This is a genomic window from Legionella cincinnatiensis (genome assembly GCF_900452415.1).
In the GTDB taxonomy this organism is placed as follows: Bacteria; Pseudomonadota; Gammaproteobacteria; order Legionellales; family Legionellaceae; genus Legionella; species Legionella cincinnatiensis.
The window spans coordinates 1,225,479-1,250,872 of record NZ_UGNX01000001.1 but is presented as its reverse complement, the minus strand read 5'-3'; the positions used below and the strand labels follow the sequence as shown (position 1 = coordinate 1,250,872).

The following is a 25,394-nucleotide window of genomic DNA, read 5'->3' as shown; positions in this document are numbered from 1 at the left end:
GATCAGACACTTATTTTTACACTTCGAATTAACAACATTCGTGTTACATCATATATCCTTAAGCAAAATATGCTATAAGTTTTACCCAATAAAAATAACTTTGATACATAATGACAAAAGTATATTCAAAAAAATGCGTTAACTTCGATCTCGTAAATAAGAATGAACTTCCACGATATGAATATCATCGTACGCTACGTGATGCCATAGAATTATCTGCTACAAGCTATTCAAAACAATCAAAAAACAGCATTATGTATCAATGGGATAACATTGCTCCAGAAATTGCTCTTGTTGTCTTGCAAGATGCAAAAAAAATAGGCATTGATATTCAAGAAGAAGTACTGCAAGTAATAGGTACTGAAACATTTCACCAAGAATGTCTAAAAGCAGCTCTAGAAAAATTACAAAATAACCCTCATTACTCCTTATTTCTACAAAAACTGGCATTACATATTACCCATAGAAAGTCCCAAGAATTAAGCGTCGAGCATTTAAAATCATTAGGGATTAATACCATTGATCAATTTAATAAAATCTTTATCCACTTTTTGTCAATGCAAAGCAAATTAGCTAAGAGTTTTCCTAATTTCCACAAGATTAGAGAAGAGGATGATTATGAGCAGTTCATTGCTTTTATGACAAATGAACCATTATACGAATCATTTCTGCTCTCATTTACACAATATTTAGCTTCTGAATTTAATCAAAGAAGAACACAAAGCGAGCAGGTAGAAACACCTAAAGAAATTGATAGCAAAGCATTACTTAAGTTTCTCCACGTAATTAGCTATGACTTATGTCTTACAATGCCCAACAAAGATTTGCTGAAAAAAAACACTTTATATATAGAGTTATTCGATAACCAGCTAAAATATACTGTCATTGATCCCTCTGGAAAAGAAATCAATGCAATAATTAACTTCTGTGAACTTGATTTTGCTTTGGATAAAACTGTTTCTGAGGAAGACTTAAAAAAACATTTACCAGCTATTTTGCGAATTACATCACAACGAGGACATACTGGAGATATTTCTCTTTATAATACCTCATCATTGAAAGATAAAGGAATTGCCTTTTTAGATAGCGATCTTGGTGCAAGCTTATTTCTAGCTCATTTACCTGCGGTTGATTTAGTGAAAGATGAAGAAATGAAGTTTAGCCTTTATCAGTGGCTAAGCCAAGGTAACCTAGCTCGATTTAAAGATCTATTAGCAGCAGGAGCATGCCAACATTATAACCAAGAACTCGATATTCAGATAAAACAAATCAAAGAAACCGTTGGTATCAATGAAGTATTACAAAATGAAATCGAAACAATAGGCCTCTTAATGAAGGAAATAGTTACTTTAGTCGCTGCATTAGAAGAGGATCCCCATGCCAAAGATAAAGAATTGGATAATAAGATAATACAGCTGATTAAGCTTTTAAAAACTATTGACGAATTCTATAAAAATACTCCGCTTTTGAAACAAAACGAAACGTTTCCATCCACGACAGGAAATTTTGAAAATTTTATCAAAAAAATCATCTTTAACTCTACTAATGACAAAATCACCCAATATGTGCCAGACAGTAAAGAGAAAGAAAAAATCTGGAAACTTAATTTAGTAGATTTGGTTATTGGCTTAGTGAACAATACAAATTTTGTTTCCGTACGTGATGTTAAAAATAAAAAAGAGCATTCTTTTTTAACAGATGAATCAAGCTTAGTAATACCGCCATCTATTGTATTTCGAGAGCAGCTTAAAGATAAACTAACATCCTATTTAAAAAATGACATACATCACTATCATACTGTACGTAGTTATGAAAATGATAAATTAAATCTCACTCAAGCTCCCGTAGTTTTTAAAGGAGAGCATTTAACTGACTCCTTAGCTGAAACAGAGTTTTTTGCTAAAAAAGTGACTCGTATCGGGGAGTATCCTACTGATAGTCATTTATTATCCGGGCAAGAAAATAACCTAAAAAAACATGAAATTCGCTCAGGAACCGCTACTCCATTAGCAGCTACTGGAGTTGGCACCCATACTGTGACTGATAAATTTGATATCACCCTTAAATTTGGGGGCATGAATGATATTAAGATTCTCTACATTGTTCGCGGAAAAGAAGCATTTCATTCACAACCTTTTGCAGAAATGATGGGAAAAACCAAACTGTCTGAAATTGCTTATACGCATCTTAAGCCTCAAGATTATGTGATGACTATTATCTATGATCATAATCATGAAATACTTGATGTCATTCCTGGCAACCTAAACGGTGAGATTCAAGGAGTTAGCGATCAGGCCAAAGAGATTCTTGCAGCAGGTATTGATTTTTATAATAAACAGCATGATCACTCTTTGCTTTCCAAACCTTCAGTGAGGTTGCCTCATTTTCAAGCACAAAAACAGAAAGCAACAAATCCATTACCTAAAAAGAAACCTTTACTTGCTCTCTTACATATGCATCAAATGGAATCGAATTCCTTAGTCAAAAAAATGCCCTCCACAAACTCTCTAGGTAGTGTAAGAATTAGTCGTAGCGCTCGTAATGGCAATAAAATTTTATCTATGGACATATTGAGGCCGGAAGTAAAAGAAGTTCGCCCATTAAGTGAAGAATTGACCCTTCCCGAACAATCATTCTCAAAACCACTAAACCGATTAAGCGAGGTTAGGGAAGCAGCAGTTGCTCATTTTAATATGAGGCATATCTTAACTCTAAAGGGTTTGAGTCGATGGAATACTCAAGAAAAAAAATTACACGAAACTTATAATCGCATACTCCAACCTAATTTTATGGAAGGTGATCTACAAGATCAATTAATTCATGCGAATATAGCTCATGAAGAATGGCTGACTGATGTCTTAGTTCCCAAAATGCAAACAACATTAATGCTTCATCTTGCTACGAGACTCATCACTGATTATCGAGTAGATGTGGAAGAAGTCAATAAATTAGCACAACAATTATTTCATAGTATTCTAAAATCCAGTACAAAATTCGAGAAACTTTTAGATGCTTGGTCAAAAATTTATATATCACTCAAAGAGCCAAATACCGAACAAATCTGTACTAAAAAAGCCCACGAACGAATGGAAAAACTATATCCTTCACTAAATCAAGGGAGTATCGCATACCAATCCAGATTTAATTCGTGCTTCATCATGGAAATGAATAAGATACAAAAAAAGCTGGTTAATCAAACTATGTCCGCGTTTTTAGATAAAAACTTAGATGACTTTACTGAAGAAATAAAGCTTGAGAAAAAAACAGTATATTCATTAACCGATAATCATGATTTTGTTTTTTTAGGACCAGCAGCGAGCGGTAAAAGTACTATTTCTAACAGATACATAAAAAAAGAAGAAAGAAAAGACTACGTATCACTTGCAACGGATGATTATCGGGGCATATTTATGCCGTTCACTGATGAATTTGAAAAACAGGAAACAGAACAAGTTTTTATTCGTACTCAAGATAGTGCCTATTTAATTAGTGAGCTTATTGAAGAGCACCTGCAAGCAAAAAAGGAAAAACGGCCCAATATCATTATTGATGGAGTGACTTATAAACCTTCACAAAAAGCCTTAGTTGCAAAAAATAATAATTCTTTAGTCATTTGTGCTTGTCTGAATGACATGTCAGAAGTTGTCAAACGTTCTTATGAAAGAGCAAGACAAGAAGAAAGCAGCTCAGCTGATAAAGGTCGTTATGTAAACACCACAAGCCTGATTCATATGCATAAAACAGCAAGTCTTAACTTATTAATTCATTGTGATCCCAATACAACAATTGCGTTTTACAACACTAATGTCCCTCGCAACACGATCCCGCCTTTAATTGCTACTGTGGACACACATGGAGAAAAAACCCTAACAATTAGCCATGATAAAGGCTCTTTGATGTGTTTAGCATCCTTTTTTAATAAAGCGCGAGTAAATACTGGAGCCAAAAGTGACAAACATCTTTTTTTGAAACGATTAAAACAACCTGAATTCCAAATTGACTCATTATTTGCAGTAACAGATTATGGATTTAAAATTGTATTGAATGGAGAGCATAATAAACCATGCTTCACTGTTAAAAAGGAAAGTAATGGTCAAATGATTATGGAAATAATCGATCCTGAACAAATTAAAATGAAGATCAAAGAAAATAAGACTGAAAAATCTTTATTACAAATGTTTTTATTATACGCAAAACTTGGTAATCTAAAGTCCGTTCAAAAAGAGTGTTTATTGCATGATGATATTGATTTTGTTGTTGATCAATTAATTGATACATACTCTACGCAAGATAATAATGGAAATTCTTTGCTTAAAACCATTTCAAACTAAATATAATATGATTAGCGCATCTTTTAGGTCAGGAGGTTATATAATGAATACTGAGTTGCAGGTAAAAATTGCATTCCAGAAAAATAAAATAGAACAATTTATTAATCAAATGCGAAAAATACTTTCAACCACTCCAGATGCAATTGAAAAAGAAAACAGACTCGAAGTATTTGATACTTTGTTACTTTTAGCCACTTATGCTGATTCCGAAGAACTCGAAAAAGAATTTCAAAGATCACTCCCTCAATACGAAACTGATAATACAATCAATTATATGTGCCGACAATTGCGCGAAATTAATGGTTTTTGCAAATGCTCCTTGAGTGATGAACACGAGGTCTATCAAGATTTATTCACTACCATAACTCTCCCTTCAACCAGAGCAAAACACTCAGCGCGCGAATTGCTTAGTGAAACAATTTCTAAAATGATCATTGAAACAACAAATGCAGCTCATACATACCAAATAACGCCATCCAGATAGTACTCTCGAAACAAATTTGGTAAATTTTATTAGCGATAAATTTCTATACTAATCTATCTTTCAAATGTTAGCGCGCATTTTGTTTTGCTTTTTCTGATAATTTTGTTCGGCTGCCGATTTTATTTCTTTGTACGAAGAGATTTTACCCGCCACCGGCCCGAATGTTCCTGTTTCTAAAAAATTCATGATTAATTCACGAGTTTTTGCATTATTCATAATAAATGTATGATTGGCATTAACAATGACAGGATCATTTTGTCCTTCTAAACGTGCATATTCAGGTGGTACTTTCGCATCATACCGACCCGCTATTATCCCTATTTTAATGTTAGGCACAGGCACATGATGTACGTATGAGGTTTGATCAGAGCTAAGCTCAGCTAATGGTTTTATCGGAAAAGTAAGCATAGGAAACACTTTCGTCGAGATTTTTGCTAATTTTGAACCTTGGTTGGGAGGAGCCAGCATAATAAGAGAACCAATATCTTTTAATTGTTCTTTGGAAAGTTTAGAGAGCGCTTCTCGAGTAATAATTCCTCCCAGACTGTGAGTAATAAAGTTAATTTTTACTCCGGGATTTTTTGCCAATAAATTTTTAATATACTGATTTAAATAAGTCCCATGTTCTTGAATACTGTATTTATGCGAAGGATAGCTATAAGTGTAAACTTCATATCCATTCCTTTTTAAAAAATTTTTTAGGGGCCACATACTTAAAGAAGTACGCATTAAACCATGAATTAAGACAATTACTTCCCGAGGGTGTTGTGGTTTGAGCTGCATTTTATGGGCACTAAGCTCATGCTTAGTCTGAGGAAAGAATGCATGAACTGGAACCACGCTCATCAATCCACTCATTACCAACATGAGTTGAATATATCGCCTTAATTTGTGAATGGTTTTAACCTTGACCATTAATATCCCTTTATTAAAAAGAACCTTTCTAATTTTATCTAATATAGCAGCTTCAAAAAACATTCCAAGGCGAGTATATAAATCTTTTTTTTGACATAGTTGATGGATTTTTTTCCTATTACAAGATACTCTATTTATCCTTTTACAATGAATTCCGTTAACAAAAAATTGAACCACTAATCTAGGAGTTTTTTATGTTAAAAAAGGTGATTTTTACTACTTTTTCCATAATGAGTTTTTCGGCCTTTCTTCCTGCATATGCTAGCACAGATATAAGCTGTAAGGTTCAAGTGGCCGTTTCAACACCGCCAGTAACTTTTGACCAAAATGTTGCATTTAATGTAACAAATCAATTAGGGTTGAGTAAATCAATTACACTAAGCGGCGGAAGTGCCCCACAATATATTGAAAAACTACCTTGCATTTCAGAGCCCTTAACTATAAGCGCTACGCTATATACAACTCCAGTAAATAGCTGGTTGCAAGCTCCTGTTATTGGCCAATGTGTTTTAAAAGCAGGTCCCGTTGTTTTAAATGGCCCAGAAAATAGTGTTTCTGTAGTATTTCCTTATGATTTTAATTGCAATTATTAGAGCCAGCTTATAATTCGGCCCTCTTAGTCATTCATACCTTGATTTTCCGTGATAAGCGTTCACGCCTCATGCCCCGAAAGGCGCATTTTGCGCGAAAATGACATTTCAGAAGCCTTACATGCTGCTGCGTCGTTACCAGGAAATCAAGGGACTTGTCTCATCTTTAGCAAATTAGAAACAAAGACTAAGCTGCAGCAAATTATGCCTACATCGTTTCTGATGTAGGCATAATCGTTTACTTATCCTTATTTCTATGACAACGCATTCCCCAATGAGCACCAAGACAACTAAACATTGCTCCAAGAAAAAATAACAAGAAGGCTAAAAAAGCACCTGAAGCAAGATCCGCAGGAGTCACATTAACCTCCACAACAGTGACTTTTTCCCCATTTTCTGTTGAAGAAGAAATCTTAGTCGAGCCAACTGGGGTCGTAATTTGTGTAATGGGCACTGGAATTGCCACCACAGTACGAGCAATATTTGAATAAGCTACTACGTTTTGACTTAAAATCCCTAGTAATATAGCGCCTAAGATCAAAGAAGAAACCCATGTAATAAAGCCATACACAATACCTAAATGATGGTGTTTGGAACAATGCAAACGGCCTAGATAACCTGTTATGTAACCACTTATAGCTGTAGCCACAATAACACAAACGATTACTCCTAGCATTCCACCAAGCGAGAATACAATTGAACCACTATTTACAGTCTTCAAAGAATTTAATCCTATAACTGCACCTAAAAGACCAAACAATAGACCAAGCCCAAGGGCTATTAATGCACCTACAAAAATAGCGGTCCAAGAGATACATTTGTTAGGATGTATATGGCAATGCTCATGCTCTAACGTGTTATTACTTATCATTTAACCCTCCTTATCTCAATGATGGATGTGCTGATATCTCCCAGATAATAGATGAAGCCTGCTCCTGCGGATAAACATACTAGCTCCAGGGAAAATCTTCAGGTATTAAGTTGGGTTCATTTAGGGACAATCATTTCCATAAAAATTACCCCATGTATCTTTGCTTTTCAAGCAAAAATTCAATAACTTACCTTAACCTATACTCGATACAGAGCATAAGTGCTCAATGCGCGTCGATCTCAGCAATTTGTTCTACATTCCGCACAATATTTTTAGCAATCGCATTAAGCGGTAAATCATTATCATCTTTGCCAAAAGGATCTTCTAATTCTTCAGATAAGATTTCTAGGCCCAGTAAAATGTAAACAATCATAACCATCATTGGAATAATAAAAAAGCCAAAAGTGTCAATCCAACCAAAAGGAAACATAAGCGCGTAAAAAAGCAACGCTTGTTTCACAAAAAAAGCAAAAGCGGGAGGCACATGAGTATTAGCAATACGCTCACAGCCCCCTACCATATCCATAAGGTTCGCAAGATGAACATCTAAAGCCAGATATTGTTCCAGATGCAGCTTATTTTCTTGACGCAACTCATTAAGAATACGATACATGCGTTTTGTGATCAAAAGAACAGGATGTTTGCCTTCAAACTCATGAATACATAAAGAAAGTAATTCTGTTTGAATGCCACTATTTTCTTTTCGTAAATGTGATTTAATAACCACAGGAAGCTTCTGGAGTAATAAATAAAAATCCGGATATTGATTCAACCCCACAAATGCATCAAACTTTAAACCCAAATTACGGCAATTATTTACAATAGATCCCCATAAAACTCGCCCTTCCCACCAACGTGCATAACTGGTATTGACTCTAAAACTAATAATAATAGTTAGAATAAAGCTAAAAATAAGATGAAACTGACCTAAATTATAGCGAGTTGCACTTTCAAAAAAATAAGCAATGAATACAGCATAGAGAATAATAATGATTGAGATCGGCAATAATTTTCGAAATACTTTTTCTTTATAAAACAAAAAAAGATGGGGCACCCAAGTTAAAAGGTTATGTGATCTTTGCTTCATCCTAAAAAAACCTTAATTAGATAATTCTATAGTGTAACTTGACTACTTATTCTCAACAAAGCTGCAATTATATTAATTTTGAGGTCCAAAAAATGCGTTATTATAACGTTAGTCTTCTCTTAATTGTCAATCAATCTCACCCTAGGTATTTTCTTTATTGTTGAAAATAAGTGAAATTTTCTTAGTTGCCCACTATTTCTAATCCAGCTAAGATAGGAAGCCACTAAAAATCATAAGGAAGCGATCCATGAGTGATTTTTTTCAAACTCCGCCTTGTCTTGGCAATCAATACGATGACGATCGAATATTAAAGGCTTATCTTGAGTGGAAACTTCCATCGTGCATGCTTACTGAGATTCAACCTGAATTGCATCATTTAGGTCAACGGGTCATTGAAGATATCTATCAATTGGGCCAAGAAGCAGAAGCATTTCCACCAAAACATATACCCTATGATCCATGGGGTAAGCGTATCGACCATATTGAAGTATCTCGAGCATGGAAAGAGCTCGACAAAATTTCGGCTGAAGAAAAATTAATTGCTATTGGCTATGAGCGTCGGAATGGTGCCTTCTCTCGCATTCATCAATTTGCAAAATTATATTTATTTCACCCCTCTTCAGCCATTTATACATGCCCTCTTGCAATGACGGATGGCGCCGCTCGAGCATTGGAACTTTATGCCGATGAATCACTAAAACAGCGCGTACTTCCTCATCTGATTACTTCTGACCCGAATCAATTTTGGACTTCTGGACAATGGATGACGGAACGCACAGGAGGTTCGGATGTCAGTGGTACTTCAACTATTGCTAAACCTGATGGTACTTACTTTCTTCTTAATGGCGACAAATGGTTCACTTCGGCAACAACATCACAAATCGCTATGACTCTTGCACGCATCGAAGGTGCTCCTGAAGGCAGTAAAGGACTAAGTCTTTTTTATCTCGAACTTCGCGATCAAATGGGTAAACTCAATGGCATACGTATTAATCGCTTAAAGGATAAATTAGGTACACGCGCCCTACCTACAGCGGAACTTACATTAAAAAATACGCCCGCATTATTGATCGGAGGCGCTGGTGATGGAGTAAAGAAAATCTCTTCTTTATTTAATATCACGCGGATCTATAATGCATGTTGCGCTGTAGGCTATATGCGCCGCGCCATTGCACTTGCCCGTGATTATGCCACAAAACGCGTCGCATTTGGACATACCTTATCAAAGCATGGGCTACACCTAGAAACTTTAGCAAATATGCAAATAGAATTTACCGCAGCCTTTCATCTTGTTTTTCATGCCATTGAACTTTTAGGAAAAGATGAATCAGGTGAAGCAACACCGGCGGAACGAGCCGTATTAAGATTATTAACACCTCTTGTAAAACTCTATTCAGCAAAACAAGCAATCGCACTAGTTAGTGAAGCATTAGAATCCTTTGGTGGAGCTGGATATATTGAAGATACAGGATTGCCACAATTACTACGAAATGCTCAAGTATTATCTATATGGGAAGGTACAACAAATATTCTAAGTTTAGATGCCTTACGAGCGATTCATAAAGAAAATGCAGCAGTAGCATTTCTTGAGGATGTACAACAACGATTGCACCAAATCAAGCTCCAAGATCTCATTCAGTCTAAAGTAAAAGTCCAAAATGTTGCACAAAAGCTACAAAATTACATCCACTCGCCGCAGATAAACAATGAGGAACAACAAACAGGTGCGCGTCAGCTTGCTTATTCTTTAACACAAACCTTTGCTGCAAGCTTATTGCTGGAACATGCGCAATGGGCTTTTTATAAAAGCAAAGACTCTATAACGCTCACTACTGCTATCCGGTGGTGTGAGAAAAATCTATCTGAACCATCCCTATTCTCAGAAGCCCACAGGAAAAAATCATTAATTCTTGCTATGGATTATAATGATTTTTAAAGCGGGAAAATAAAAATATGTATAACATGGAGCTATCAACATGAACATCTTACCTTCACGTCTTTACTCTTTATTCTTTATAACCCTTTTTCTATTACTTCAATCCTCCATATCTGCAGCGAGCAATTCAATTAGTTTGGTGGGTAATCAAGGTTATGATCTCGTATCCTATCAACAAAAAAGTGGGCCCGTACGAGGAAATGGCAATCATGTTGCGTTTTATCAAGGTGTTGCTTACATCTTTGCAACTGCAGAAAACCAAAAAACTTTTGCAGCAAATCCTGAAAAATATCTACCTGCCTATGGAGGATATTGTGCATATGGAGTCTCTGTCGGCCATAAAGTGATTAGTGATCCGCTAGCATGGAAAATAGTAAATAACAAACTCTATCTTAATTTGAATCAACAAATCCAAGGCATTTGGGTAAAAGATATTCCTGGTAACATCAAAAAAGCAGATGCACAATGGATAAAAATACAAAATAAGGGTCCTTCCATATAAAATAAGGAGTTGTTGATCCTTGACTCCCATTGCCACGTACTGCGCCTTATGCGGTTAAGTTACAGAAACGGCCAAATGCGACCAGGGGCCGATTTCTGTATAATATAGGTACATAATCGCACGATATCCCAAACAATATCTAACTTTACTTCAGAATGCGGAGAGTTTTTCTCTTATATTTTTTTGAAAATCGTCTTCGCCAATTCATCCAGGCAAACGTATGCGCCACAAACTAGTGGTTTTTGACAGGGTTTTATAAAATACTGACAAAAACTGTCATAAGTCTGTTTTATATTCGTCAACAGATTAAAGAAATATAAAACAGGAGAAATCATGACATTCGATCCCAATTTAGTTCTATTTTATGTGAGTAATATAGAAAACAGTGCTCATTTTTACTCAGAGCTGCTCAATGTCCAACCCATCCATACTGAACCTAATTATGTCATGTTTTTATTAAAAGCTGGCTTACGATTGGGTTTGTGGTCTCAACACTCGGCAAAACCCAACCCAACTACGTCTGGCGGAGGTAGCGAGATTGCCCTTCAGGTAGCTGATGAGCAAGCCATTGATGAAATTTGGGGAAATTATAAAAATAAGGACTTTCTGATGATACAACCACCCACTCACATGGATTTTGGTTACACCTTTGTAACCTCTGATCCAGATGGTCATCGAATCCGCTTTTTTTCAAAAAAATAATCAGAAGAGTCGCATCCTTCGGCAATCATTAATGCCTGGGAAACTATTTGGGACTATTTTAATAAAAAACCAAAATACCAACGAACCTATCTCGCTGATTTTGAGCTCTATAAAACTCCTCAAGAAAGTGCAGTCTACATAGGTATTAAATAACCAACGTTGGACATTAACGGTAAGTTATGGATAAGGATTTTATGAGATCCAGAGTATACCTAGTTCCGTTCGGGCTTAGGAGGCATTTATGCTGTCTCGAAGCCTTGTATGGATTTTAATTTCGTGCTAAGGCTTCGAGACGATGCCTTAAGCATCTCCTCAGCCAGAACGGACCTAGAGTATAATTTTTTCTTGAATATGCGAATTTGTCGTTGGAAAGATTATTGAGTGATTATTGTATTCAATACTAAATTTAGAAGGTCTTATTCATGAATCAACCACCTTGGAATTTAAAAAGAAAAAGGACCTCATTATCACCATTTTTGTAGAAAACATCTTAATTATTCATCATTTATATACGTCTTTACCAAGCACCCGGAAACCATGAACCGTGTAACCCATGGGGGACTCGTTGAGGTAATTTAATTATCGCAAGCGGGCTGGCGGCAAAATTTTGCGCATCTAAAATAACAAATAGGCTCTCCTTAGTTGTTTTGTGATAGGTAAATAACATTAAGTAACCCTCATCTTCTTGTTTGGCTTGATTGGCGGGAACATAAACTGCCTCACCAATTTCAATATCCTGGCCAAAATCATGAACAATTGAACTATTAGTGTTTAAATCATATTTTATCAACGCATGATAAATATCACTGCTAGCGGCAGCTGAATGGAAACAAGCAGGAGTATAAATATAGCGATGTTGATTTCCTGTATAATGATCATTAATGCGCGGAAACTCAACATTTCGATCATCAAGTTGTTGATGATGAGCGGTTTTTTGCAGGAAATTAAGCGTCGTTCGGTATAAAAAAGCGGGTTTTAAATCAGCGGTGGCCATCATAAAATCAGGATAACGAACATAGTCGACGATTATTTCTTGTTTATCTTCGTAAGCATTGGCAAAGTGGAAGCAAAAAAAAGCTTCCGAATTGATCCAAATGATCTCCTGATCCAAATGAGCACGAGATAAAACTGCGATTCGCGTTGGAAATTGAGGTTCCCAGGTAGCAAAATGTTTTCCCTTCATTTTAGCCATAAAATCAACCATAACCGGGCATAGAAAAATAACAACATAATGATGAGTAATGACAAAGTCATGAACCATATAATTGTGTTGTACATTAATGATACCTTGTTTCGTCAATTTACCTTTTTTATTAAATACATGGTAAGTAATGATAGATTCGCTACCATAGGCTATAGTAAATAATTCACCGGTTTGTGGATCCAAGCGCGTGTGGGCATTTAATGCAATGGCTTCAGCAGCGTTGCTGGGATTCCACTCCCCAAGGGTATTTAATTGCGCATCAATTTCATAAGCGGACGTCGCTTCATGTAACGCTAAATAACGATCAGCATGACGAATAACATGAATAAAACGGCCAATTTTAACAGGTATTGAAGGATCTGTCGGTTTTAACAATTTTGCATCACGAATAAAGGGCAACTCCACGCCACCATATATTGCTTTTCCGAAGCGGCGTTCTACTTGTAATTGTGTCGTATTAACGAAGCGATTTTTATAAGTCACTTGACCCTCTTTAAAATAAAGAGCATGCAACATTCCATCTCCATCGAAAGGATAGGTATAGCTGAAAGGAGGAAAAAGAGGATTAGGCCCGTTACGTACATAAATTCCCAGTAAGTCTTTGGGCAAGAGGCCAGTAACAGACAAATGGCTTACCTCTAATTCCTGAGTAACTGGAGCAAAATTGTGTTGTAAAAAGGGATTGTTTTTTTGAGCTAATTCGGATTGTTCAATGAGTTGACGACTTTTTTTCTCTTTATACCAATCAGGAAACTTTTGAGTAAACCAAACAGCAAACACGACCGGCAGATAGGAAATAGTTTGATAAAACCAGGGATTAAATGCTGTATAGAGTTGTAAACTATCAATACAAGCGTTTATCAAAAAACTAGCAGTCCAAACGCCAGTAATCCATTGATTGATTCGAATAAAAATTTTGCTTTCCCAAAACTCTTTAGGTACTTGTTCTCGTGCGTATTGCAATGTAAATGGTTTATTAATCAATAAAGAAAACCCAGCAATACTTGCCAAAGCATAACTAGCTATTAAATCAGCATGCAGAGTTAGCCAGTCCAAGGAAGTAAAAAGTGTTACTCCCAACAACAATAGAAAAAATAGAAAGGTACCCCAAGTTAATATAAAACCTTTTTTTAATTCATTAAAACTTAAAAGAACAGTAACTACTAATGCCGTACTAATCGCTAAAATATATTGGTTATAGCCTAATAAAATAAAATATAAAACCCAAGGTAAAAATCCTAAAATAATGTTTAGCATTTCTTTTTCCAAAAGAGCTTAACCAGTACTCTTTAGTATATACCCATCAGACTTGAAGATGCTGGATTTTTCCTGTCGCTTTTGACGCCTGAATAAAAACTATTCTATCAATGCTCATAAAAAGTATTTAGAATGAGTAAGGTACTAAAAAACTACCTAATCTTTCCCAAATCATGATTATCTAATAGGCTCGAAGTTCCTTGGTTTTATCGATAACTAATCGGCCTGTGCCTCTAAAGTCAATTAAGAGAAAAACTGCTTGTTAGGGATTCTTTTCACGAGGTTCATAAATCTAATAATTTAAATGAGTAAATCCTTGTTCCTCATCTTCTCTTTGGCATAACTGGGTAATTTTACTGAATTGTTTTAAAGGTGGAATTTATTCATTATTGGCACACTATGCTTGATATTGTATCAATCATAAAAAAGGAAACATTCTATTTTGAGACTAGCAAAAGAAGAATGTTTTGATGGGATATTTCAGTTTAATAGAGAGAGCCTTATTAATGTATATTAGAGTTTTTGATTTCGACCAAACAATAACGAAACATCATACTTTTCAAACACCAAGTTTGTTTCATTCAGACAACAACATAAAAATAGGTATTGATGAGTTTTTTTTGCATGATAAAGAGAATGTATCTGCAATTGCTACTTACCATGATAACCAGGAGTATGTGAAATCTTATATCGAAAAGATATTAAACAAAAAATTAACATTACAAAACACTATTGATTATGAAAATGATAGGTTATCTGTTTATACCGTTGACAAGGAAACAATTCCGTTATTGATTTCAACAGTTCAACCTGAAAATTATAATTCCTCAGTTGAAATACTAACGTCGGAGGGTAAAAATACTCAAATTAGACATATTCTGGATTATCTAAAAAAGAACCACAGTATTAACTATCAAAATCATGAAATTCATTTCTATGATGATAGTGAGTTTAATATTACCGCAGCTGAAAAATTAACAGATATGATCAGTAAAATTAAATGTCATCTTATTGATAAATATAAACCGAATCAATTTTCAATCAAATCTATAAAAGAAGAGTCTACCCTGAAAAATAAAATCATCAACACCAAATCAAACGGAGAATTAGAAATCTTTGACAATTGTCCAACACAATATGAAAGAGCTTTGGATTACTATGCTAAAAGGTCTTCTTTTTTTACACCACGGACTCCCAAAGAAAGTGAATATAGAAAAAAAGCTTATTTATTATTTAAATCGATACCTAAAGACCATGAGTTATACGAAACCATTTTTTCAATCGTTAAGCATTTTGCCATCGCTACGGATACTTATCGTCTCTATAAGGGCGAGATTGAAATGGATAAATATGATAAATATTGCCAAAATGACAAAGAAAGACGTGCAGTACAATTCTTACTACAACATAAAGAATTTATCGAATTTGTTAATTTTGCCAAGACGATGGAGCATTATAAATTAAGTCTCGAAAATTTAATAAGAGCAGGTTTTAATGAATTTATTGAGGAACGGGAATCCAAACCAAGTTTCAGTATGTAAATTTGTTTTAGCCGTCTATGGTCGCGAATGCAATAGATATTGATATAGAAGAAAAGTTGCCTCACTACAGAGGTAGTTTTTTTGCCCTTCTCATGAAGGGCAAGATAAAGTTCTAACCTGTATAATTTAAATACGGTGCTTGCTCCTCCGTTACTGGAGTACTTGCCAAGAAATTAAATAAGCCCCAACGAGGTAAGTTGTTTGATTGTTTAAGCGTTGTGCTATTAATAACTGTCGATTGTGTTTGGAGTAATAAATACTCCTCATTATTTTTTATATAAGCTTTTAGCACGGGCCTCCATATCGGTTCATAGAGATGATTCGGTAGCCTGTAAAGATGCTGGAGAAGTAACATAAAGTGATTAATATAGTCACCATTGCTCCAATCTTCAATAGAGCGATTACGTGTAATAGCTCGAGGAAAAGAGCTTTCATAAGTGCCTTCTAAGAGTAGCGGAATAATTTTTAATCGTTTGGATTGGTGAATTATTTCGGTGAACTCATCATTTACCATATGAAAATTTGCAGGAGTTTCATATTTTGCTTTTAAAGAGGGTGTGCCAATGAGAATCACCGTATCACTTTCTTTAATACGATTAATGTGGTCTTGAAGAGGATAACCATATCTACTATCGGCTTCATCAAGATAAACCATAACCCCGGCAGATTTTAAATCCTCTACCAACTGCTTGATATAGTATTTAACCCAATTTTCATTTTTATGCTCTGGCAAAGGCCATGCGTAACTAATAAATACTTTAGGAGGTAAACATTCTGTCTTTAAAGCTATATTTCGTACATTGTATAAAGTTTGCTGAAACAAAGGATATAAAAGTTCATCACTAAGAATGCCTTGAGTTGTCCAGGCGGTTGATGGTTTTGGTTGTAATGAATTAGATTCCTCCTTACCCTTATCCCGCTTTAATAGGTGTAATATTTTATTATATTTTTTTTCTAGGTCCGTGAGCAAGGTAATGGCTTGATCACAAGAACGCATGTTCTCCAAAAAATGTTGGTTGCTATCTGAAAGATAGTTATGTAATAAAGCACCTTGACGTAAAGAAAACTCAACATCACGAACCATTAATTTAATATTTGTAGTTGAGGAGCTTTGTTTTACAAGTCTTTTATGATTTCTGATGAGACTTTCAACCACCTCAAGTAGGTATTGTGAATCAGAATTGGAAGTTTTGAATGGTTGTATTAAAGAGTCCAACTGCTCAAGATTTATTTCTGTTTTAGCTAGAAGTTGTTCAAGTTTAGCCATTTTTATTCCAACACCAATAGTTTAGCGCATTATAAATTCATCTTGAACCAAATAAAAGCATTTATTGTAATAACCAATCTTCTTCTGTGGTTTTTATAACGGTTTTAAAAGTTAGTTCTTGTTTATTCGAAGTACTCGTTTTTTCTCTTAAAATTTCAAAATGCCTCTCTACAGTTCTAGGAGATATTCCTAATATTTTGGCTGTTTCTTTAGCACTCTTTCCGTGCATGCTCCAATACAATACTTGTTTCTGGCGAGGACTTAAGGACAGTTCGGGAGATAGATTTGATTTAGAGATAAAATCGAATTTTTCTTCGATACTATGTTTTATTTGGCAGAGATTTTGATATTCATTTAATGAATGTGTAACCGTTTTTATATCCACTAATTTCTTTTCACTAATCTGTCTTTGCAAATTTAATGAGTACGCTTTTTTTAGGGTATTGCTGCTTTGTTGTAAAAAATACTGAATAAAACGTTCAAAAAACATAAGATTATTAATAATAAAATTATATAGTTGTGTATTTTGGTTTGATCCAGAGAAAAAATAAAATGAGGTATTGTGGGGGTGACGATGAATAATTGTTATTCCTTGTCCACTATCATAACGTTGTAAACCATAGTGAAAAACAGGCAAATTTGATCTTGCTGACCATAAATTATAGCCAGAATGGAATAAATCGGGTTTGTTATCGTAGAAACTACTATTATAAAGTTCTAACGTGTAATAATCATCAATCCAGGTAGGTTTATTAGAAAGATTAACTTGAGTTCCATCAATATAATTAATTAATACGGTAAAGGTATGAATTCCCAGAGCATTAAGAGGATCACAAATAGGAATAATACGTTCTGAAAGGTTAGTCATTTGTTTAATGATTGAGTAGTTTTGCTTCATTACTTAATTCCATAGGAGTAAAATTTTACGCTGTTAGTTTAAATAATCATCGATTCTCTATCAATCCTAATAAAGTATAAATTCCCTCTTCTATTATATAAATGACGTCATTTTCACATATGCTATTATCAAACAGGAAGATTTTCTAAACATTAGCACATGATGCAACTAAAAATGAGTGTTGCCTTTCTACTGTTATAATTTACAAAATCTATCTTTCACCAGGCTCAGTGATATTGATTCGAGTACCTGGTTTAAGGTTTTAATTCTGTTGCCTCATCAAGTTCATTAACAAAGAGGATTTGGGATTCCCTCTTGCTTTCTAAAGGCTCCCCACATTCATGTGTGTTATTATTAAAACTTTCGATATTTCTTGTGCTTTCATTCAATTATTTTCTGCATTCAAAAACAATACTTTCATCGGTTTCATGAGGCGATGTCAGGCGGTCAAAGGCTTTAACCATTCGGACATTGCTAAAACCAACCCCCATAAGCAAATTGAACAAAAAAGAAGGGTCTTGATAAATACGAATTTTATATTCTTCAACCTCTGTTTGAGTTATACGGTTGTTCTCCACAAGTTCATATTTACCTATAGAGTAACAAACCTCTTCATCGAGGACCGCTAATTGGCTAAGCAGGATGATTGTACCCTCTTCTTTTGGCCATCTTGTGCCTCTCCAAATACCTAATTCTTTAGGAACTGCATGCAGTGTTTCTACTTCAAATACAAAAAGCCCTTTATCTTCCAAGTGCTCATAAATAGTTTTTAAGGCTTTTTGGATATCTGCCTTTTCAGTGATAAGACCAAATGAACCACTGGGTATAAAAATCAAAGAATATTTATCGGATTGCTTTAAATCTTCAATAAAACCATGCCAGACTTTAAGATTAAGATTTTTGCTACGTACCTTTGCATGCAGTCGTTCTAACATCGGCTGACTTGCATCAAATCCATGAACATCAAATCCTTCTTCAGCCAAAGGCAATAAAAATCGACCCGTCCCGCACATAGGTTCTAAAATGGGACCTGTAGCTTCTACAACATAGCTTCGGTAGAATGAGTATACATCTTGTGGTGCGTTAGGTTTACTTAAATCATATACTTCAGTACAAAGATTCTGATAAGTATGCAGTTTTTTCATGGGTTCCTCATTGAAATCCAATACCATTAAATATTCATCATAGAAAGTAGAAAATATTATATTCTTAATGTTGATTTAATATTCAATATGTATGCTCATAAATAAATTATACTATATAGTATACCTATTGGAGTATCACTATGCCTAATGGCGATAAATTGGCGGAAGTTCCATTATCACAACAAATTAATAAAGTAAGGAAGTTGTTACTACAAACGCTTAAAGATCAATTAGATGATCTTTTGGTCACAAAACTTATTGAGCAAGAAAAAGGAATCCCCTTTGTTGATTTTGGGGATGATCCTCCGCAAGTAGTCACTATTAAAAAAGTAATCAACTGTCTCTACCATGCTGAAGAAGGGTTTAAGCATTATGAAAGCATTGATAAAAGTTCTGTATTAGGAAAAGCCTTAGGTGCAAAAAAGTATATCCAGGCATTGATTCAAATTTATAAATCAATTGGGATGCTTGATGATGCATCTCCAGAAATAAGAAGAGTAATTGCAGATAACTATTATCTACTTGAGCCCCTATATACCCGGTCTTATAAAATTATTAAAGAATCAGGTTGGGCCCCAGATTTTATTGAAATGGATGTGACTAACAAGGCCTCCAAAGTGATCATGCAAGGCATGGATTTATTAGGTCCAGATGTCACTCAATGGAACAATGAACACCCTCTTATATCTGCTTTTACGAAAATATCGAAATTAGTCGAATTGGTTTCTTCACTTCAAGACAAAGAAATGGCAGAACAGGATAGGGAGAAAGCTATAGAACTTATTCGTTCGATGTTAAATGATTTAGACAAGAACCCATTTATTAATAAGTTAAATCTCACTGATTTAGAAAATTCAAAAGCAATACAAGATTTATTTAGTTGGTTTAAAAACATTGAAGAGGATGGCTTTAATTTTACTAAGAACTCTTTGAAGAACTATATTTCTTGGGCCAATCATTATTTACCCTCATTAATTTTATTTACTGATCAACTAGAGCAACAAAACTACCTAAAATCAGGCATCCTATCAGTAGAGTTATGTTCTCAAGTAGAGCGTCTAAGCAAACAAGCGAATCAACTATTATCTGAACCAAGCACCTTTGGCATTAGCGAACGAGTTATATCCATTGAATCATTGCAAGCTCTTAGAGAACAACAATTTAATAGCATCCAAGTTAAAAGTGTGCAATCTCTTGTAGCTGTTGAAAAGCAACAAGCGGCCGCAACCGAGTTTTATCGTATTTTACAAACCTATAAAGGGGAATCACTGGAAATCATACCAGAATCTGATCGTGTGTTGTTACGAAAACTGTATCCCAAAATACAAATGGCGTTAGCACATACCGACTTGAGTCTTGAAAATCAATTAGCAACAGCTCTAAACAAAATTGGCCCAGAAAAGTACGAGCCAAAATCCAAAGCATGGTGGAAAAAAGCTGTAGGATACGTAGCGAATTATATTGTAAGTGCTGAGGTTGATAATGTATTAGGAACAGAAAAAGCGACTGCCCAATTCATGTCAAGACAAATTGTTGCAGAAGAATTTAAGATCATGATTGCAGAAAAATCTCGTGACAACCTGATTTCTAAAAAGGTTAAAGAAGAACAACCTTCTCTTGAGAAAAAAGTATCTCAACGTATCATTCTCATTAAGGATGAGTTAATGAAACAACCTATTCCACCAGAGGTTGTGCCCCGAGAAATTGTACCAGTACAACCCAAGAATTTAGTTAATTTACGTGGAACACTTACTACGATTCAAGATATGAAACTGTCAGGAACGGTTAGAGACACAAGAATTAGCCTAGATACCCTGATCCACCGTCATCTTACATCAGAATATCAAGCCTTTTTTACAGAATTACCTTATCGAATTAATGAGCATGATCCAGACTTGGTGAAACAAATTAAGAAAGTTGAAATGAGTTTATCTGCGCTGGAAAATGCGCTCCGAGATTTTGAAGGATTGGATCTCAGTTATGGTGTCATGATTCGATTAACCTATTTTATTGCGATAGGCTCTGCTGCTGCTCAATTGAAAAGTAGTATTGAAGAACTCTCACCAAATACCCAAAAAACACTTGCTCCAATATTACAACAGCTATTAGCCTATAGCAGGTCATTTTCAGCCATGAGTTCTATGGATTCTAATCTAAATTCGCTAGAACAATTAAAAAAAGGAGGCGAAATCCCAACTCTGTCGGAGCAGCCTAAAGTAACAATGATACAAAACCCTGAAGAACCTAAAGACTTTGAAAAAGTGGTTACACGCCCCAAAAAAGAAAAGTCTCAGGATCTCTTGAATTACGCTAATAAAATCGCAGAAGCACGGATGAGTTTATTACAACGACTCAAAACAACTTTATCTGCACCTTTAGCATCACATTTGAATCCTCAGCTAAGTGGTGAACCTTTTATTAATATAGAAAACGAGCCACCTCAAATTGCTGCACTAAAAAAATTAATTAATAGTATGTATCATGCTGAAAATGCTCTAAAAACTTGGGATGGCATTGATACGAGTACGCAACTGGGTAAAATTGCTGCGGCTCATCAAGGAGTGGCTGCTTTATCCCAAGTATACAAATCAATCGCGTTAATTGCTGAGTCTTCATCAGAAGTTCAGAATTTAGTTCGTGAGAATGATGATTTAATAAAACCAATTTTTGTAGAAGCGAACAACTTGATTAAGCAATATGGCTGGGACAGTCAATTTAATGCATTTGAGGTGACTAAAAAAATTGGCAGTATTATTGGTCAATGGACTAACTCTGTTCAAACTGAAAAGGAACAGACATCCTCAATTATTCAATTAATGACAGAATTGCCAACATTAATGAATAATCTTTCGAGTTTAATGGATCTTAATGTAGAAAAGTCAGTCGATCGACTGAGAATTAGTGAAAGAAGTATCAATAATATTAATGCATTATACTCACTGGTAATCGAAGAAAATGTTTCTTTCGGCAATGTATTTAAAGGACTGAATTCAATTGTTGGAATAATCGATTTAATAAGAAAAATTCAAAAAGAAGGAGTTAACTTACAGGAAACTACGATACAGTTTTACCAAGAGTGGATGCAAGAGAGATATCCTGCTTTAATGATACTGCTTGATAAAATTGAAACTCGCCACTATTTGACTCCAGGTCTTTTATCAAAACCAATTGCTCTTGAGTTGAATAAAATCAATGACAAAATAAATGAAATCATTGAAGCAAAACAAAACAGTAAATTAAAACCAATTCCTCTTTCTTTTGATATGGGAAAAATCAGAAAGAAAGGGTTAGTGGCCATGCAAACAGAACATATTTTAGGGTTGTTCCAAATTGAAATGCAACAACAAGCCGCGATTGATTTTTTTGGAATACTTAAAAAACATATGGGTAAAGCAATCTCAGAGATTCCTACTGAAGAACTTGCTCAATTACGCCTTGCTTTTGTGAATATCCAATCGACTATGGCAAGTACTAATTTGGATTTAACTAATGAGTTTACTGCCCTTTTAAATCTGCTTGAAACTTCGAAACTTGAGAAAAAAGAACCTAAAATTACCATAGATTCTTTAATGAAGTTAGAACCATTGGTAGATGCTTATTTAAAAAAATCTAGAAAATCATATGAATTAAAAATTGATGTTATCAATAATGCACTGGAGCATGTGAAATCTCAATCATTTGATCTTCAGACCGATACATCACAAGATATAAATATTCTTCAATTACGAAAACAATTTATAGAAGATGAAAGCAAGAAACCTATTGTAGGTCCTGGTGAACTAAAAGAAGTTTCAGCGTCATCTCTTTATTCAGTGCGTGGTAATATCGCTTATATTCAAGAGTTAAATGTATCATCCGAAATTGCTAATTTAAGAGAGGACTTCTCTACTATTACTAAAGACTACTTCTCTGCCCAACTCCAAGAATATTTAAAAAAAGCACCTAATGAACAAGTACACGTAATCCACGAAAATGATCCTCTTATGGTGCGACAAATTAAAGCAATCGAAAATGGATTATATTCTTTGGAAATGGCATTTCACCACTTTGAACAAATGAAAAAGAGCGATTCGCTTGTATCACAAGTAAAGGCTCTGCTAGAGATTGTTGATAATGCGCGGCAATTAAAAGTCGCAATGGAAAGCCTGACTCCAGAACTCGTAGAGCGTTATGGTCCATTAGTCTCCACTGTCGTAGATTTTGGTAAAAAAATTCAATCATTTGATTACAATAAAGAAGATTGGGCTGATCTTAAACTTGTTCTGTGGAACGCACATGACGTTTTATTAAAAAGAAATACACCAAGAAAAGAATACATTCAAAAAGCATTTCGTGATGCTGGAGTTACTGAAGATACAGTAAATGTCGATCTTAATGAGCCTGCAGGGAAAAAAGCTGCAAAACTTGGCATTAAGTATGCTCATTTAGCATCGCCTGAATTAGAGCGTGCAAGAGCTTATTTAAACTCCCGATATAAAAAGGTATTTGGAGAACAACCAGAAGTTGTTAGAGCTTATACAAGAAAAGAACTCGCCAATAAAAAGTTAATGCAAAATGAAGTGATTCGGATGAAGGAGATATTAGATAATTATTATGGTTTGAATATCGCTACGGGACGAGCCTTACTTGGTTTGTTAAAACAGATTCAACGAGTTGGCGCTCAAACGGCTGAAATCGCAAGTATGGTTAATGTCTTGGTTAAAAATGATTTTCCTCAAATAAAAGAAGATAGTTATAAGGAATTAATTGTCAAATTATCACAAGAAGAAGATTACTTATGTTTAAAACCAGGAACCCTTGTTAATCCAGCTATGGCTGCTTTGAATCAATTTTTCTTATCAGTTGCTTTAGAATTGGATATGCCCTTCAGTAAAAAATTAGCGCTTATTGATGAAGAACGATATATAAATATTATTCTTAATACAACTCAAAATGAAATAAAAGAATTAGATGACAAATTAAGGAAAGACCCATCAAATCCCGAAATATTATTAAACATTAGGGTTAAAAAAGATAAAGTCACTTTTCTAAAACAACAAATTCAATTACTTAAAGATAATGATGCTGAGAAAACAAAAAGTGCTTTGTTGGATGTACAATTTGAAATCATTTTACGAGATCATCTTTTTAAAACAACAATTAAAGAACCTATCATTCAAGAATATGAGAAATTAGTTCGAGAACATTACACTAAAAATAAGGCTCAATTTTTGTCTGTGGAAGAATGTCCTGCTGAGGTGGTTAAATCACTTCAACAGTTTCAAAAAGATAATATTGCTGATTATTTACTGGTTTATGAAGCATATGACCGACTTCATAAATTTAGTTTAAAACTTCCTGAAAAAAATAAAGATTTAAAAGATTACATCGGAAGAATCAACCAAATATTAATTAATAAAGACATTCCAATAGAGAAACGTGCTTTAACGGCTAAATCTCTTCCTAATGATGCTAACTTCATTAAAAAATTAAGATCAGCAGATCATGGCATCTCTTTTTTGAAAAAATTCAAACAATTTTTGGTAATAATTACTTCAAGCGTTGTAGAGGCGATAAAAACAGGGGGTAATTTAGTCTCTATTTATCGTCAAAAACTCATGGAGCAATCAATAAAGAATATAGAGAAAACAATACGATTTAAAGAAGCATTAATGACTCATACTACTCTAACTGAACATATACTTTTAGGGGAAATAAAAGAATTTGCACGAGATCATTTCCAATCACTAATCACTAAAGAAAACCAACCATCAATAAAAGCTGCTTTTGAAGATTATTATCATACTAATAATAAAGAACTGAGTGCTAAAACTAAGGATCTTTTATTATCATTGAATATCCCTAAAGAAAAGATACAAGAATTTGAGCAGTATCTTTCTAATAAATATGGCCCTCAATATTCTCAAGACTCCCCATTTCACAAACTGGTTCACGATAAATTAAGTTTAAATCCGGATGAAAGCGATTTTTCAAATCGTTGCCATGCCACAAAGCTCGATGAATTTACCGGACTCTATCAATTAACTAATCAAGATATTACAGAGCAATCTCGGACTCGAGTAGGTTTCTTTAAACAACAACCAAAAGTTGAAGATGCCTCTGGGAACGACGTGCCATTGCAACAAGACATCTTGACAAAAAATGGCAATAACTTGCGGAATAAATAGGAATAATAAAGACCTTTTTGAGTAGCAAAGGAATGTAATTTGGCGAGAACTTAAACTAGTCCCCTTGGAATTCCCAAGGAGGCATTGTACGTTAAAGACCATTTAGACAAATCTGATGCCTATACTAAGAGTTAAAATTCCAACTCAAGGACCACCACCTTGCCCTCCGTAGCCACCTCCAGCTCCTCCCCCAAACCCCTTAGCTACCTTGTGCGCGGGATGAATTGATTCATCATGATGAGTACATGCTAACAAGAATCCTATAAAAATGATTAACAACAGAATCCGATTCATACCTTTTCTCCGTGAATAAACATCATTCTTATAAATAGCTCAACATTGATCTGCATATTGTTCCCATATATTTAAATATAGAACACAACGCTCAAATAATACCAAAAACTTTCAGACCATGTATTTTCTTGTAGGTGATAACTGATGCAATCAATGAGTCTGGGTATTTTCTTCTCTGACTAATGGATTTCCAAAGAAAAATA

Annotated in this window: 16 protein-coding genes; 8 read left to right on the top strand and 8 right to left on the bottom strand. The window is 34.6% G+C overall.

Features of this window, described 5'->3' with window-relative positions; all coding sequences use genetic code 11:
* Window positions 1-110: 110 nt before the first annotated feature.
* Both DYH34_RS05545 and DYH34_RS05540 read left to right on the top strand, forming a co-directional pair.
* Window positions 111-4,331, top strand: a complete 4,221-nt coding sequence (locus DYH34_RS05545; protein ID WP_058465376.1) for a zeta toxin family protein — start codon at window positions 111-113, stop codon at window positions 4,329-4,331.
* A gap of 43 nt (window positions 4,332-4,374) precedes the next feature.
* Window positions 4,375-4,815, top strand: a complete 441-nt coding sequence (locus DYH34_RS05540) for a hypothetical protein (RefSeq protein ID WP_058465506.1) — start codon at window positions 4,375-4,377, stop codon at window positions 4,813-4,815.
* A 60-nt stretch (window positions 4,816-4,875) separates the two neighbouring features.
* Here DYH34_RS05540 and DYH34_RS05535 read toward each other — a convergent pair whose 3' ends face one another.
* Window positions 4,876-5,730: an esterase/lipase family protein gene (locus tag DYH34_RS05535; RefSeq protein WP_083502779.1), complete on the bottom strand. Its 855-nt coding sequence runs from the start codon at window positions 5,728-5,730 to the stop codon at window positions 4,876-4,878.
* Between the two features lie 194 nt (window positions 5,731-5,924).
* Between DYH34_RS05535 and DYH34_RS05530 the strand changes: the two genes are divergently transcribed.
* A complete protein-coding gene (locus tag DYH34_RS05530; protein ID WP_058465377.1) occupies window positions 5,925-6,323 on the top strand; it encodes a hypothetical protein in 399 nt (132 codons plus the stop codon).
* Between the two features lie 235 nt (window positions 6,324-6,558).
* On the opposite strand, the gene DYH34_RS05525 is transcribed toward DYH34_RS05530, so the two are convergent.
* Window positions 6,559-7,191 carry a hypothetical protein gene (locus tag DYH34_RS05525; RefSeq protein WP_058465378.1) on the bottom strand — a complete coding sequence of 211 codons (633 nt, stop codon included), beginning with the start codon at window positions 7,189-7,191 and terminating at the stop codon, window positions 6,559-6,561.
* 223 nt (window positions 7,192-7,414) lie between these two features.
* The gene (locus DYH34_RS05520) at window positions 7,415-8,278 is read right to left on the bottom strand and encodes a bestrophin family protein (RefSeq protein WP_058465379.1); all 864 of its coding nucleotides are present in this window, start codon (window positions 8,276-8,278) and stop codon (window positions 7,415-7,417) included.
* Between the two features lie 247 nt (window positions 8,279-8,525).
* On the opposite strand from DYH34_RS05520, the gene DYH34_RS05515 reads away from it, so the two are divergent.
* The 3 genes from DYH34_RS05515 to DYH34_RS05505 all read left to right on the top strand — a co-directional run bounded on the left by DYH34_RS05515 (window position 8,526) and on the right by DYH34_RS05505 (window position 11,418).
* Window positions 8,526-10,214: an acyl-CoA dehydrogenase family protein gene (locus tag DYH34_RS05515; RefSeq protein WP_058465380.1), complete on the top strand. Its 1,689-nt coding sequence runs from the start codon at window positions 8,526-8,528 to the stop codon at window positions 10,212-10,214.
* A 40-nt stretch (window positions 10,215-10,254) separates the two neighbouring features.
* Entirely contained in the window at window positions 10,255-10,716 is a 462-nt protein-coding gene (locus DYH34_RS05510; protein ID WP_058465381.1) for a YHS domain-containing (seleno)protein, read from the top strand.
* A 333-nt stretch (window positions 10,717-11,049) separates the two neighbouring features.
* Window positions 11,050-11,418 (top strand): VOC family protein, encoded by a 369-nt coding sequence (locus tag DYH34_RS05505; RefSeq protein ID WP_058465382.1) that lies wholly within the window; start codon window positions 11,050-11,052, stop codon window positions 11,416-11,418.
* A gap of 517 nt (window positions 11,419-11,935) precedes the next feature.
* On the opposite strand, the gene DYH34_RS05495 is transcribed toward DYH34_RS05505, so the two are convergent.
* Window positions 11,936-13,879 (bottom strand): carotenoid oxygenase family protein, encoded by a 1,944-nt coding sequence (locus DYH34_RS05495; protein WP_058465383.1) that lies wholly within the window; start codon window positions 13,877-13,879, stop codon window positions 11,936-11,938.
* A gap of 470 nt (window positions 13,880-14,349) precedes the next feature.
* Here DYH34_RS05495 and DYH34_RS05490 point away from each other — a divergent pair, with 470 nt between their 5' ends.
* Window positions 14,350-15,420 carry a hypothetical protein gene (locus tag DYH34_RS05490; RefSeq protein WP_058465384.1) on the top strand — a complete coding sequence of 357 codons (1,071 nt, stop codon included), beginning with the start codon at window positions 14,350-14,352 and terminating at the stop codon, window positions 15,418-15,420.
* A gap of 112 nt (window positions 15,421-15,532) precedes the next feature.
* Here DYH34_RS05490 and DYH34_RS05485 read toward each other — a convergent pair whose 3' ends face one another.
* The 3 genes from DYH34_RS05485 to DYH34_RS05475 all read right to left on the bottom strand — a co-directional run bounded on the left by DYH34_RS05485 (window position 15,533) and on the right by DYH34_RS05475 (window position 18,730).
* Window positions 15,533-16,687, bottom strand: a complete 1,155-nt coding sequence (locus DYH34_RS05485) for a toll/interleukin-1 receptor domain-containing protein (protein ID WP_058465385.1) — start codon at window positions 16,685-16,687, stop codon at window positions 15,533-15,535.
* 61 nt (window positions 16,688-16,748) lie between these two features.
* Window positions 16,749-17,585, bottom strand: coding sequence for a helix-turn-helix transcriptional regulator (locus tag DYH34_RS05480; RefSeq protein WP_058465386.1), 837 nt, complete (start codon window positions 17,583-17,585; stop codon window positions 16,749-16,751).
* A 389-nt stretch (window positions 17,586-17,974) separates the two neighbouring features.
* Window positions 17,975-18,730 (bottom strand): class I SAM-dependent DNA methyltransferase, encoded by a 756-nt coding sequence (locus DYH34_RS05475; protein ID WP_058465507.1) that lies wholly within the window; start codon window positions 18,728-18,730, stop codon window positions 17,975-17,977.
* A 140-nt stretch (window positions 18,731-18,870) separates the two neighbouring features.
* Between DYH34_RS05475 and DYH34_RS05470 the strand changes: the two genes are divergently transcribed.
* Window positions 18,871-24,897 carry a hypothetical protein gene (locus tag DYH34_RS05470; protein ID WP_058465387.1) on the top strand — a complete coding sequence of 2,009 codons (6,027 nt, stop codon included), beginning with the start codon at window positions 18,871-18,873 and terminating at the stop codon, window positions 24,895-24,897.
* A 144-nt stretch (window positions 24,898-25,041) separates the two neighbouring features.
* On the opposite strand, the gene DYH34_RS17970 is transcribed toward DYH34_RS05470, so the two are convergent.
* Window positions 25,042-25,191, bottom strand: coding sequence for a hypothetical protein (locus tag DYH34_RS17970; protein ID WP_157061460.1), 150 nt, complete (start codon window positions 25,189-25,191; stop codon window positions 25,042-25,044).
* Between the last annotated feature and the right edge of the window lie 203 nt (window positions 25,192-25,394).

What these genes read in the sequence shown, in the direction of transcription:
- DYH34_RS05545 (WP_058465376.1), top strand. Translation starts at nt 111, where the DNA reads ATGACAAAAGTATATTCAAAAAAATGCGTTAACTTCGATCTCGTAAAT.
- DYH34_RS05540 (WP_058465506.1), top strand. Translation starts at nt 4,375, where the DNA reads ATGAATACTGAGTTGCAGGTAAAAATTGCATTCCAGAAAAATAAAATA.
- DYH34_RS05535 (WP_083502779.1), bottom strand. Translation starts at nt 5,730, where the DNA reads ATGGTCAAGGTTAAAACCATTCACAAATTAAGGCGATATATTCAACTC.
- DYH34_RS05530 (WP_058465377.1), top strand. Translation starts at nt 5,925, where the DNA reads ATGTTAAAAAAGGTGATTTTTACTACTTTTTCCATAATGAGTTTTTCG.
- DYH34_RS05525 (WP_058465378.1), bottom strand. Translation starts at nt 7,191, where the DNA reads ATGATAAGTAATAACACGTTAGAGCATGAGCATTGCCATATACATCCT.
- DYH34_RS05520 (WP_058465379.1), bottom strand. Translation starts at nt 8,278, where the DNA reads ATGAAGCAAAGATCACATAACCTTTTAACTTGGGTGCCCCATCTTTTT.
- DYH34_RS05515 (WP_058465380.1), top strand. Translation starts at nt 8,526, where the DNA reads ATGAGTGATTTTTTTCAAACTCCGCCTTGTCTTGGCAATCAATACGAT.
- DYH34_RS05510 (WP_058465381.1), top strand. Translation starts at nt 10,255, where the DNA reads ATGAACATCTTACCTTCACGTCTTTACTCTTTATTCTTTATAACCCTT.
- DYH34_RS05505 (WP_058465382.1), top strand. Translation starts at nt 11,050, where the DNA reads ATGACATTCGATCCCAATTTAGTTCTATTTTATGTGAGTAATATAGAA.
- DYH34_RS05495 (WP_058465383.1), bottom strand. Translation starts at nt 13,879, where the DNA reads ATGCTAAACATTATTTTAGGATTTTTACCTTGGGTTTTATATTTTATT.
- DYH34_RS05490 (WP_058465384.1), top strand. Translation starts at nt 14,350, where the DNA reads ATGGGATATTTCAGTTTAATAGAGAGAGCCTTATTAATGTATATTAGA.
- DYH34_RS05485 (WP_058465385.1), bottom strand. Translation starts at nt 16,687, where the DNA reads ATGGCTAAACTTGAACAACTTCTAGCTAAAACAGAAATAAATCTTGAG.
- DYH34_RS05480 (WP_058465386.1), bottom strand. Translation starts at nt 17,585, where the DNA reads ATGAAGCAAAACTACTCAATCATTAAACAAATGACTAACCTTTCAGAA.
- DYH34_RS05475 (WP_058465507.1), bottom strand. Translation starts at nt 18,730, where the DNA reads ATGAAAAAACTGCATACTTATCAGAATCTTTGTACTGAAGTATATGAT.
- DYH34_RS05470 (WP_058465387.1), top strand. Translation starts at nt 18,871, where the DNA reads ATGCCTAATGGCGATAAATTGGCGGAAGTTCCATTATCACAACAAATT.
- DYH34_RS17970 (WP_157061460.1), bottom strand. Translation starts at nt 25,191, where the DNA reads ATGAATCGGATTCTGTTGTTAATCATTTTTATAGGATTCTTGTTAGCA.